Origin of the sequence: Psychromicrobium xiongbiense (assembly GCF_030271165.1) — a bacterium.
Lineage (GTDB): Bacteria > Actinomycetota > Actinomycetes > Actinomycetales > Micrococcaceae > Renibacterium > Renibacterium xiongbiense.
In genome coordinates this window covers 1-12,045 of sequence record NZ_JASSZH010000017.1, presented here as the reverse complement: position 1 = coordinate 12,045, position 12,045 = coordinate 1, and the positions used below count along the sequence as shown (strand labels likewise).

The following is a 12,045-nucleotide window of genomic DNA, read 5'->3' as shown; positions in this document are numbered from 1 at the left end:
CTGGGGTCCTTTCAGGGTTGCTGCCATGACCCGGCACCTGCGGAGAGGTGGATCAGGTCGGTCAGTGAAGAGGTCAGCAGGGCTCGATCGCTGGCGGCCAGCGGCCGATGCCCCTCCAGCATGGCCTGGACATAAAGCAGCCGGATGGTCCGGTCGAAGACGAGATCCTCCTCGACCGAGGCCAGCTCACGGATCAGCGGGCTGGCCCAGTTCAGGCAGAGTCGACTGCGTAGCTGTGCGGCGTCATCTTGGGAAATACCCAGTTGCCGGTCCAGATCCGCCAGAATTCCTGCCCAGAAGGTCGGTGCCACTCCGGCGGCCTTGCCACGCTCCATCCGGCGGAGCACCTGCGGATCCACCACATAGAGCGCTGGCAGCGATTTCGGGGTCACCAGCCGCACTGAGACCGCGCACTCGACCTCGGCCAGCGCCGCCTCGGCCCGCTGCTCCAGCGCATTCGTCGCCTCCCGCTCCTGCAGGGGCGGCGTCTGGAGCTCGTCCAGTACCTCGGTGACCTGAATCCGGGAGACCTCCAGCTGCGGGTTCAGCTGCGCCAGGCGTCGTACCAGGTCACTGTCATGGGTGTAGCCGCCGTTGACCACCAGCTGCCCGGCGGGTAGTACCCCGGCGATCTGCCGGAACTCGTCCACGGTGTCGGTGTAGCGCACAGTCACGGCGGATTCGAGCGCGACATCGACCAGTTCACGGCAGCTCATCCTGCCCCGGTTCGTTTCAAGACTCAGCCACGGCAGCAGCAACTGGGCCAATTCCTCATCATGCAACACCAGGGACTGCAGGGCCAGTTGATGGACGTTCAGGAACTGATCGAATTTTCGTGGCGCCGTGGTGGCGATCTGCACAATCCATCGCTTGAGAATCCCGCCGAGCTCCTCCCGGGTGAATTCCAGTGCGGCGTCCTCCACCAGCTGCTCCCGCGAGGCCGTGGGGTGCAGACCGGTCGTATTGATCACGCAGCGGACAAAGAACGCCCAGTCCGGCAGCAGATCATCGACACGTTCGTTGAGCAGCATCCGGCCCAGATACACAGCCGTGGCCTGATGCGCTGAGGGCGGCGGAGCCGACGGCAGGATGAAGGCGACTCCCTGCGTGCCGGTGCCCGGAATGTCCAGCGGGATCACGTCCAGCGGCGCCGCCCCGAGAAGTCCGGACCCCAGCTCCCGCAGGGCATTCTCATGGTCGGTCACCGAGCCGGTCCGGGCTCCGGACAGAAAGACCGGCCGTTGATTGAGCTGCTCGCCATTAAGCTCGATGACGGTCGGCAGATACCTGCCATGGCGCAGCGCCAGCTTCCGGACGCTGGTGGCGGAGAGCAGCGAGGAATCGCCCACTGTTCCCTGCGCCACTTCGAGCCGCACCGTGGTTCCCACCGGCTGCCCGGCGGCCTCCTCGGCATCGAGCGCTCTGAGCGTGAAGGTCCCGGTGGCCGAACCGCACCATTCCAGGGGCTGCCCGCCGCGAGCGCTGCGTGAACGGACCACGATCCGATCGGTGACCAGGAAGCAGCTGAGCAGTCCGATGCCGAACTGGCCCAGAAAGTCGTCCCGCTGCAGGTTGAGCACGGTGTCCCGTTTGGAACTGCGGCCGACCGTGGCCAGTAGCTGGGCGGCCTCCTCCAGAGTGAGCCCCACCCCGTTGTCAGTGACGGTCAGGACGCCGTCTGAGGCGTTCAGAGTGATCCGGCCTGCTGGGAGGCCCTCACCGCCAGTGGGCTCTTCAAGTGCACGCGCTGCTACCGCATCGACGCCGTTCTGCAGCAGTTCCCGCAGAAAGACCTGCGGTGTGGAGTAGATATGACGGCTCAGCAGATCCACCACGCCCCGCAGATCCACCTGGAAAGGCAGCTCCTCGCCGTGCGGTGAAATGCCCTCGCTCATAGATCTGTGCCTCTCGGGATTCGGCGCGGATGCCCGGTGTTCCGGGCTGGGTACTGTGTCCCTGCAACGATAGCCGGAGCGCCCCGGTTCCCGGCGAACCGTTCCCGCCGGGCCGGCACCAGAAAAAGTTACTGGTGGGTAATTACTGGGCAGTAAGCTGGAATCCTAGGACATCGTGATCCGGGAGGCCGACCGTGGACCCGGATGATCAGAGAAGGAACCCTTTTCGATGAGTAACCCCAATGATGTGGTCATTCTGGGTGGAGCACGCACCCCCTTCGGCAAGCTGAAAGGCTCGCTGGGCAGTTTTCCCGCCGTGGCACTCGGCGCCTTCGCCATTGAAGGTGCACTGAAGAAGGCCGGCGTCAGCGCGCAGCAGGTCGATGCCGTCATCATGGGCCAGGTGGTCCAGGCTGGCTGCGGCCAGAACCCGGCCCGGCAGTCAGCCATCCGCGCCGGCCTGAACTGGGGAACCCCCGCGGTGACCGTGAACAAGGTCTGCCTGTCCGGGCTGGCAGCCGTCACCGATGCCGCCCGGTTACTGCGTAGCGGGGAGGCGAAAATCGTCGTCGCCGGCGGCCAGGAATCCATGACGAACGCCCCGCATGTGCTGCCGGGTTCACGCAGCGGCTGGAACTACGGCAGCTTCACCGCCATCGATTCGGTGGCTTACGACGGCCTGACCGATGCCTTTGACGGCCAGTCGATGGGCACTTCCACCGAGCAGAAGAACACCGTGCTGAGCATCGGCCGCAAGGCGCAGGACGAGGTGGCGGCGGCATCGCATCAGCGGGCCGCTCAGGCTCAGGCCGAGGACGTGTTCGCCGCCGAAATCACGCCGGTGACCGTGCCGCAGCGCAAGGGTGATCCGGTGGTGGTGAGCCAGGACGAGGGCGTCCGGGCGGAGACCACCGTAGAGACGCTGGCGACGCTGCGCCCGGCCTTCAGCCAGGACGGGACGATCACCGCGGGGAACTCCTCGCCACTCTCTGATGGGGCAGCGGCCCTGGTGTTGACCACCCGCGCTCATGCGGAGGAGCTCGGTCTGCCCTGGCTCGCGGTGGTCGGCGCACCGGGGCAGGTTGCCGGGCCGGACAACTCGCTCCATTCCCAGCCATCCCATGCCATCAGGCAGGCGTTGGAGCGCGCGGGCTGGAGTACGGAGGATCTGGATTTCATTGAAATCAATGAGGCCTTCGGTGCGGTGGCCGTCCAGTCGCTGAAAGATCTGGCCTATCCCCTGGAGCGGACCAATCTGCATGGCGGAGCCATCGCGATGGGCCATCCGATCGGTGCGTCCGGAGCCAGGCTGGCCTTGCACGCAGCCCTGGAGCTGAGCCGCCGCGGCACCGGAAAGGCCGCGGTGTCATTGTGCGGTGGTGGCGGCCAGGGCGAGGCGCTGCTGCTGTACCGGGACTGATCTCGCCTGCCGCGAGGCCCCTGCAACGCCGGCCCCATCATTTCAAGGAGACTGTCCATGAGCCATGAACGATTCCTGCGCGACGCCCAGGCTCGCGGTCTGAGCGTGCAGGTGGTTGAACGCGCACCTGCGGACAGTCTGGAACAGGCAGCGGATATTCTCGGCATCACCCCGGCAGAGATCGTGAAGTCTCTGGTGGTCAAGCACAAGGATGGCAGCTTCCTCTTTGCCCTGATCCCTGGCGACCGGCAGATCTCCTGGCCCAAACTCCGCGAGCTGGTCGGCGTCAACAAGCTCTCGATGCCGTCCGCAGAGGTGGCGTTGGCGGCGACCGGCTATGAGCGTGGCACCATCACACCCATTGGCGCGGAGGGAGGCTGGCCGGTCTATGCGGATGCCTCGATCCGCGGACGCCGGATCTCACTCGGGGCCGGTGCCCACGGCTACAGCGCCTTCGTGGACGCGGATGCGCTGGTCACGTCCTTTGGCGCGGTCCTGGCGGATATCAGCGACCCGGCCTGATCAGTTCCTGAATGCCCCGTGCAGCCAGCAGCTCGGCGTCGTCCGCCTGGGAAGCAAGCACCACGGTGGGACGTGCGCCCGCCATCGCCTGCGACATCCACGCCTCGAAGAACTCTCCTCCCGGTGCGCAGGTAGCGCGCCCGGGGGCCTCCACCTCGTCACCTACGTCCAGTACCAGCGCGGTGCTCCGGGGTGCAGCCAGCGGGAGCTCTCCGGACCGGCTCTGGCGGGCCATCTCAGCAAAGACCTCACCCTGGGGCTTGATCTGCTGGGAATTGTCCAGCAGGCCGAGGCTGTACTCGAGTTCCGGGAAGTCCAGCAACTCGCGGGACACGTCATGTGAGCACCACCAGGTGGTGCCCCAGAGGCCTTCACAGTCCAGCGCATGACGGAGCGAGCGTTCGGTGAACTCGGCCGCCTCCGCCGCGCTGATATGGGGTGCCGGGGCACCGATCTCCTGCAGCCAGATGCCCCGATGTGGGTCCACTGCCCAGCCGCGGGCCACCTCGATCAGATACTCCGCCAGCCGGACGCTCTGCTCGCTCAGGCCGCCGTAACGCTGTGCCGTTCCGTTGAAAATCCATGAATGGACCGTGCTGAGCGCACCATGGCGAGCGGTGGATGCCGGGGTGAAGGGGTGTTTCGGGTCGAAGAAGGCCGCGTCGTACTCAGAGTGACAATGCTCCAGTCCGGGCGCACCTGTTTCGCAGGCAGCAAGCATCGTGGTGAGCCAGTCATCGGCCTGTGCCCGGCTGAGCTGCTCGCGGTCCGGATGCATCGGCGAGGCGAACTGGCTGAATTCGTTGCCCAGGCTCATGCCCAGCACCGTGGGTTCCGCAGCCAGGGCGGAGGCCAGCTCGCGTAGATAGCTGCTTTGCCCTTCGAGGATGCGGGGGTCGGTGAAAAGGTTGCCCTGGTGCCAGGTCCTGGCCCAGGCGGGTAGGAAATCGAAGCTGGACAGGTGGCCCTGCAGGGCATCCACCGAACAATCCATGCCGCGGTCTGCCGCAGCGCGGACCATGCTGAGCAGCTGCTCGATCGGCTGCTCGCGGATCAGGCCACGGTGGGGCTGAAAGTACGGCCAGAGCGCAAAAACCCTCAGATGGTCGATGCCGAGCGACGCCAGGGCATCGAAGTCACGTTCGACGGCAGCCAGGTCGAAGTCGAGCCAATGGTGAAACCAGCCCTTCGCCGGGGTGTAGTTTGCCCCGAACCGGGGGGTGGGGACAGCATCCGGAACCACTCGTTGATCCTCTATTCCTGGTTATTCCTGCATTCCCGTGATCAGCCCCATCGCAAAATCCAGGCCATCAGTCTAGGAACTAATCCGTTTTAGTGCATTGGGGACTCACTATAGCGAATGGTGCGTACTGCGCACCATCACCGATCGTCCGGACGACGCCGCGCCGTTCATATCATCCACCCAGCCAGTCACTCACTCACCCAACCAGACTCCCGCGGCACCACGGTGGTGCTGGCGCGCACCTGAAGTGTCGGCGTCGGCAGCCGCTGGCTTCTGGCACCTCCGGTCGGTGGCGGATTTTTCACAGACTCAAGCAGCAAAAGGGCAACTCGATATCCAAAGTCGATCGTGTCCCGGCTCAGCGCCGTGATGGCCGGATGAGTCAGGCTGGTCAACAACGAGTCGTCAAAAGAGACGATCGACAACATGGCCGGAACCGCGATGTTCATCTCCATCGCCACTCCCAGGCCGGCGAGCGCCATCACGTCATTGTCGAAGACAATCGCACTGGGCCGCTCGCTGGCGGAGAGTAATCGGCGGGTGGCGGAGGCGCCTTGCTGGTCGCTGAAGTCAGTCACTACGGACGACAGTTCGGGCAGGCCCAGGCGATGCCGTGCAGCCTCCAGTGCGTCGATCCGGCGCTGACTGTGCAGGAATTCCGGCACGCCACCCACATGGGCAATCCTTCGGTGCCCCAGCGCCGCCAGGTAGTCGACGATCGAGGTCATGGCTTCCCAGTCATCCACCCACACCGTGGGAATCTGCCCCTCTTCCCCCGGTCCGCCCACCATCACCGCAGGGATCCCCAGTCCATTGACCACCTCGATCCGCGGATCATCCGGGCGTCGGTCCACCATGATCACGCCATCCACTCGATGCTCGCGCCACCAGCGGCGGTAAATCTCTATCTCCGCCTCAAGGCTTTCGACGATCTGCATCTGGACAGCGAAGCCCCGCTCGGACAGTGCCGCCTGAATGCCGGAGGTGAGCTCGGCAAAGAATGGTTCGACGCCAAGGGTTTTGGCGGGACGAGCCAGAACCAGTCCGATGACGGACGTTCCCGCACCGCCGAGCGCGCGGGCAGCGCTGTTCGGCCCCCAGTCCAGTTCCGCTGCGACCTCCAGAACCCGGGCCCTGGTGGCGTCACTGACCCCCGGCTTGCCGTTGAGCGCAAAGGACACTGCACCCTTCGACACCCCAACTTTGGCCGCAATATCCTCCAGCCGGGCCCGCTGGGTCGCTCCCTCACCGTTCGCACCCTTCCCCCTGGGTACCATGCACACTCCTCCCGGAAATATGACCTACGACTGAGCAAAAACTCATCGCCGCGAACCCCACAAAACCCCCATGAATCCGCCATCGACAGCCTACTGGCACCCCACCAGCTTGTGACCGGTGCCACAAAACTTCCTTGACAAGTACAGATCTTGATGGTTTTGTGAGTGTCACTATAACGATTTATCAAGGGCGACCGCCGTTCGGCTGAGCGCCCCTGGCAATCAGGAGAGTACATGCGCAAACTCATTCCCGCCGCTGCGGCGCTGGCCGTCGCAGCCCTGACCCTCACGGCGTGTTCGGGGGGGGGCAGCTCCTCCGGCAGCGCTGCAACAGGTGAGATCAAAGGTGAAATCACCCTGCAGACCTGGTCCCTGACCCCCAAGTTCCAGCCCTATCTGGACAAGGTCATCAAGGGATTCCAGGACAAATACCCCGGGGCGACGGTCAAGCTGCTCGATCAGCCAGGAGACGGCTATTCCGATAAGGTCGTGTCCCAGGCGAGCACCAACACCCTGCCGGACGTGGTCAACATCCCACCGGATTTCGGTGTGGCTCTGGCGAAGTCCGGCGCCCTGCTGGATGTGTCCTCCGTGATCAAGGATCTCGACAAGACCTATGTGGCAGGGGCTCTCAATTCCTACAAATACCGGGGACTGGACGGCATTTACGGCCTGCCCTGGTACCTGAACACGGACATCAGCTACTGGAACGGCGCTCAGATGACCGCTTCCGGTCTGGATCCGAAGAAGCTGCCCACCACGGTGGAGGAGCAGATCGCCCAGGCCAAGATCATGCATGACACCTCAGGCGGCAAGAACTTCCTGATGAGCTCCAAGCCCGGAGTGGGCGATTTCGCCCGGGCAGGCGTGCCGATCCTCAATGCTGACGGGACTAAATCGGCCTTCAATACCGATCAGGCGGCCGCTCTACTGCAGAAGTACATCGACGCCTACAAGGCTGGTTACTACCCCTCGGCGGTGCTCAACGATGACTATCTGGGCAATTCCGCGCTGTTCACCAAGGGCCAGGTGGCTTTTACCACCGGTGGCGGCCCGGCCTACAGCAGCTTCATCAAGGACAATCCCAGCCTGACCGGCAGCATCGTGATGGGCCCGGCCCTCAACGACCAGCCGCCGCTGTATGTCCAGGGACTGGCCATTGCGAAGCAGAGCAAGAATCAGGCGACGGCCGTGGCCTTCGCCAGCTACCTGCTCAGCCCGGAGAACCAGCTGGAGTTCGCCAACCTCACCAACACCTTCCCCAGCACCACCGCCTCCGCCAGCGACCCCTCGCTGAGCAAGAGCGACGGCACTCCGGCAGGTGATGCCAAGGTTCTGGCATTCAAATCACTGCAGAACGCCAAGGTCCTCTCCCCCGTGGAATTCAACGACGCGATGGCGAAGATCCTGAACCAGCAGATGTCGCTGGCCATGAAGGGTGACGTTTCCGCAAAGAAGGCGCTCGACGACGCAGCAGCACAGATCGACAAGCTGCTCGCCGCGCAATAGGCCCGGGAGGGCGCCGTCGGACTCCCCCCATCCGCGGCGCCCTCCTGTTCCACCCTCGGGAGACTCTGCTCACAAGAAAGCCCACTATGCGTTCACACCGTCGATACACCCCCTGGGTGCTCGTGGCCCCCGCCCTGATCTGGCTGGCCGTCTTCAGCTTCTGGCCGGCACTCAATACGATCCGGATGTCCTTCACCAATGCCAAGCCTCTCGGCGGCACAGAACGCTGGGTCGGTCTGCAGAACTACACCAACCTCTTCACTGACCCCCAACTGGCCAACGCCCTGCTGAACTCGGTGGTCTACATGGTGGTCTGCCTGCCGCTTCTGACGCTGTTGCCGCTGGGCATCGCGCTCCTGGTGGAGAAAAAGCTGCCCGGAATCACGTTTTTCCGCACCACCTTCTATCTTCCGGTGGTCGCCAGTGCGGTGGTGGTGGCGCTGCTGTGGTCCTGGATGCTGGATGACCGAGGCGTGATCAACAGCATCGTCGAAGCCCTCGGCTGGCTGAAAGGTCCGCTGCCCTTCCTCACCGACCGCTGGCTGGTCGTCTTCAGTTCCATCAGCCTGACCGTCTGGAAGGGGCTGGGTTACTACATGGTCATTTACATTGCCGCCCTGGGGAATGTCTCCAAGGACCTGCATGAGGCTGCCGCCATCGACGGTGCGGGCAGCTGGCGCAGATTCTGGTCAGTGACCGTTCCCGGCGTCCGAGGCTCGATGACGCTGGTCGCCATCATGATCTGCGTCTCGGCACTGCGCATCTTCACCGAACCGTATCTCCTGACCGGAACCACCGGCGGTCCTGGTGGCCAGGCCTCCAGCTTTGTGATGATCATCCAGCAGTACGCGCGCGGCATCCAGGGCAATCTGGGCTATGCCTCCGCTCTCTCGGTGGCGCTCTTCTTCATCTGTCTGATCCCGATGCTGATCCTGGCGCGGCAGAACCGAAAGTCGGAGGCCTGAGATGAGCACCCACTCCACGCCCAGGAAGCGCCGTAGCCGCGGTTTCACCAGCGTCTCGCCCCGCGAATACGTTCTGCGGTATGCCCTGCTGATCTTCGTCCTGGTGATCAGCATCGGGCCTTTCCTCTGGCAGCTTTCCACCGCGCTGAAATCTCCCAGCGAAGACATCTACAACCAGGTGCTGAGTCTGCTCCCCCAGGCGCCCACTCTGGATAACTTCGCCAAGGTCTGGAGCGCCATCCCCGTTCCGCAGTACATCCTCAATTCGGTAGTGGTCGCCATCGTGGTGATCCTCGGTAACGTCGTGGGCTGCACCATGGCCGGGTTCGCACTGGCCAGGCTCCAGTTCAAAGGCCGGGGCGTGGTGATCGGCCTGATCCTGGCCACCATGGTGCTGCCGGGCGAGGCCACCATCATCGCCCAGTTCGTCACCGTCAAGCAGCTGGGGCTGGCCGACACACTGCTCGGCGTCGCCCTCCCCGGCATGATCGGCATGCTCAACGTGCTGCTGATGTGGAACGCCTTCCGCGGCATCCCCGCCGAAATCGACCAGGCCGCCATCGTCGATGGGGCCAACGTCTGGCAGCGCCTGCGCTTCATCGGTCTTCCTGCGGTCAAGGGCACGCTGGCCATCATCGTCATCATGGCCTTCATCGGATCCTGGGATGACTTTCTCTGGCCACTCATCGTGCTGACTAACCCGCACAACTTCACCCTTACCCTCGGCCTGCAGTATCTCCACGGCACCTTCAGCAATGATCCGCGGCTGATCGCGGCCGGGGCCATGATCGCGTTCATCCCGATTGCGGTGGTTTTCGTGGCCGTCCAGCGCTGGTTCTTCCGCGGCGTCGGAGAAGGCGCGGTCAAGGGCTGATCCTCCGGGGCCCGCCGCACGGTGCGGCCTCTCTCACCCGATACAAGGAGCGTCCATGGTACGAAAACTACGACCAGTCCCCGCCACCACCCCGGGCCTGAGCAGGGCAATGTTCATCCGTTACGGCGTGCTGGGTACTGCGGGCGCCGTGGCTGCGCCGACCGTGCTGGGGGCGACGGCGACTGCCGCCTTCGCCACAGACGCACCGCAGCCCGTCGATCCACAGGCACCGGGTGCCGTGCTGCCGGGCAACCGGAGCGGCGGTATCCCTGCGGGGCCGGCAAGTCACGGCTTCCTCGCGGCGGACATCGTCAACTGGAGCCCCGCCACCGACCCCAACGCCAAACACTTCGTCTGCCATATTCCCCGCGCCGAACGTATTCCCGCCTTCGCGGCCACTCAGGCGCACCCTACTCTTGACCCGGCCACCCAGCTGTTGATGATCGACGGCGACTACCGGGGCAGCATCTTCGACGAACGTGCCCGTGCCATCGGCGATGAGGCCTATGTCTACACCTTCCGCTACTGGCAGTATCTGGACGTCTTCTCCAGCTGGCACGGCCAGCTCACCCCCCAGGTGCCCGAGGCCAGCGTGGTGGACCGTAATGCCTCCGGCCGCACCTATGGCGTGCTGGAGATTCCCGATGCCGGCTGGACCGAGGCCGCCCATAAGAACGGCGCACGCTCGATCGGCTGCTGGTTCTGGCCGCGCAACGCCAGCTTCTCCGACTTCGTGGTGAAGAACGCCGACGGTAGCTACCCGGTGGCGGACAAGATGATCGAAATCCGCACATACTTCGGCTTTGACGGCTACTTCCTCAACCAGGAGGGCGGCGTCCCGAGTGCGGAGGCGCAGGCGTTCCGGGACATGATGGCCTACCTCAAGTCCAAAGACCCGGAGTGCTACCTGCAGTATTACGATGCGATGCTCTCCGACGGCGAGCTCGATTACCAGAACATGATCAACAACAAGAATGTCGACTGGCTGGGCACCCCGGAAAAGCCGCTGATGGATTCCATCTTCATGAACTACGGCTGGCTGCGCGGCTGGGGCACCTCCGGTACCAACGGACCTGATCCGGATCTGACCAGGAGCGCGGCTACGGTCAGCGCCCTGGGCTTCGATCCGAAGAAGGTCGCTTTCGGTACCACGGAGTTCCAGCAGGGTGGCTTCAACCCTTCGGAGATCTTTGGCGATCTGGCCCATCCGGGCAAGAAGCCGCCGGTGAGCTGGGGCATCTTTGTTCCGAGTGAGCTCTGGAATCGTGGAACGCAGGACGGCACCACCCGCACGGTCTATGGACGCTCGCTGTACCGCGGTCTGGAGCAGAAGTTCTGGTCCGGGCCGATGGGCGATCCCGCGCGGAGTGGGCGGCTTTCCCAGCCGACGACGCCGTACCGGAGCAATATCTGGAACACGGCAGGTTTCGATGGCGTGGCCCACTCGGTGGTGGAGAAGTCCCCCTATGCCTCGCTGCCGATCAACACCAACTTCGTCATCGGCGTCGGCGCCTCCTTCACCCTGGCCGGGGAGAAGGTCTCCGACCGCCCCTGGAACAACGCGGGCATCGCCGATACCGCGCTGAGCTGGCAGTACTGGGTGGATAACGCCACGGGTAGCACGGACATCTCGCTGGATGAATCCGTGGTCTGGGAGGGCGCACATTCGCTGAAACTGCAGAGCGCGGCGGCCGCAGAATCCGTTCTTCACCTGTTCAAAACGGATCTCACCTTCGCCCCGACAGACACCGTGAGCATCGCGGTGAAAGGCTCAGGCACGCTCCCTGCACTGAGCCTGTTGCTCACGCCCAGGAGTCAGCCGACGACGGCCGTCCGCCTCCCGCTGAAGGTCACCGGCTCCCGCAACGGCTGGACCATCCTGAGCGCTGCGCTGGGTCAGGTGCAGGGCCGGGTGGCGCGTGTGAGTCTGGGCGTGTCCGGCCCGGCGGCCTTTGCCCTGAATCTGGGCAATGTCCGGCTGGGCAGCAGTCCCAAGCCTGCCAAGCCCCAGGGTTTCACGGTCTCCGCGCGGGCCGCTGCGAAGGGAGCCGAGGTCTTCTTCGACTGGAACCTCGCCGGCGATGCCTATGCCTACGATGTCTTCCTGATCGGCAGTGGCGAAGGCAAGACGTGGTTAGGTCGGTGCCATCGGGACTGCTTCTTTGCCGAGGGCATTTCCGTCCCCACCTCCGGGCGGCTGAACTTCACCCTGGAGGCCATCGCGAAGGACGGCACCCGTTCCGCGCCTGCGGTCACCGGCATCAAGCTCTGAGCCAGCATCTCCGAGCTGGTAGAGATCCGGTACTGGTAGACATCCGGTTAAGCGACTGGGGCCCCGCA

The 12,045-nt window shown here is 64.3% G+C and carries 9 protein-coding genes; 6 read left to right on the top strand and 3 right to left on the bottom strand.

Annotation, left to right across the window (positions count from 1 at the left end):
- Positions 1–11 precede the first annotated feature (11 nt).
- Complete coding sequence (locus QQM37_RS06570; RefSeq protein ID WP_285725811.1) at positions 12–1,895, bottom strand: HSP90 family protein; 1,884 nt, start codon at positions 1,893–1,895, stop codon at positions 12–14.
- Positions 1,896–2,124: 229 nt separating this feature from the next.
- On the opposite strand from QQM37_RS06570, the gene QQM37_RS06565 reads away from it, so the two are divergent.
- Together QQM37_RS06565 and QQM37_RS06560 are read left to right on the top strand one after the other, a co-directional pair.
- Positions 2,125–3,315, top strand: coding sequence for an acetyl-CoA C-acetyltransferase (locus QQM37_RS06565; protein ID WP_285725810.1), 1,191 nt, complete (start codon positions 2,125–2,127; stop codon positions 3,313–3,315).
- Between the two features lie 57 nt (positions 3,316–3,372).
- Positions 3,373–3,837 carry an aminoacyl-tRNA deacylase gene (locus QQM37_RS06560; RefSeq protein WP_285725809.1) on the top strand — a complete coding sequence of 155 codons (465 nt, stop codon included), beginning with the start codon at positions 3,373–3,375 and terminating at the stop codon, positions 3,835–3,837.
- Here QQM37_RS06560 and QQM37_RS06555 read toward each other — a convergent pair.
- Together QQM37_RS06555 and QQM37_RS06550 are read right to left on the bottom strand one after the other, a co-directional pair.
- Complete coding sequence (locus QQM37_RS06555) at positions 3,821–5,080, bottom strand: glycoside hydrolase 5 family protein (RefSeq protein ID WP_285725808.1); 1,260 nt, start codon at positions 5,078–5,080, stop codon at positions 3,821–3,823. The genes QQM37_RS06560 and QQM37_RS06555 overlap by 17 nt on opposite strands.
- A gap of 188 nt (positions 5,081–5,268) precedes the next feature.
- On the bottom strand, positions 5,269–6,357 hold the full coding sequence (locus QQM37_RS06550; RefSeq protein ID WP_285725807.1) for a LacI family DNA-binding transcriptional regulator: 1,089 nt from the start codon (positions 6,355–6,357) through the stop codon (positions 5,269–5,271).
- 234 nt (positions 6,358–6,591) lie between these two features.
- On the opposite strand from QQM37_RS06550, the gene QQM37_RS06545 reads away from it, so the two are divergent.
- From QQM37_RS06545 to QQM37_RS06530, 4 genes are all read left to right on the top strand, one after another.
- A complete protein-coding gene (locus tag QQM37_RS06545; protein ID WP_285725806.1) occupies positions 6,592–7,866 on the top strand; it encodes an ABC transporter substrate-binding protein in 1,275 nt (424 codons plus the stop codon).
- Positions 7,867–7,952: 86 nt separating this feature from the next.
- A complete protein-coding gene (locus QQM37_RS06540) occupies positions 7,953–8,831 on the top strand; it encodes a carbohydrate ABC transporter permease (protein WP_285725805.1) in 879 nt (292 codons plus the stop codon).
- Position 8,832: 1 nt separating this feature from the next.
- Positions 8,833–9,705, top strand: coding sequence for a carbohydrate ABC transporter permease (locus tag QQM37_RS06535; RefSeq protein ID WP_285725804.1), 873 nt, complete (start codon positions 8,833–8,835; stop codon positions 9,703–9,705).
- Positions 9,706–9,760: 55 nt separating this feature from the next.
- Positions 9,761–11,977, top strand: coding sequence for an endo-beta-N-acetylglucosaminidase (locus QQM37_RS06530; RefSeq protein ID WP_285725803.1), 2,217 nt, complete (start codon positions 9,761–9,763; stop codon positions 11,975–11,977).
- Positions 11,978–12,045: the final 68 nt, after the last annotated feature.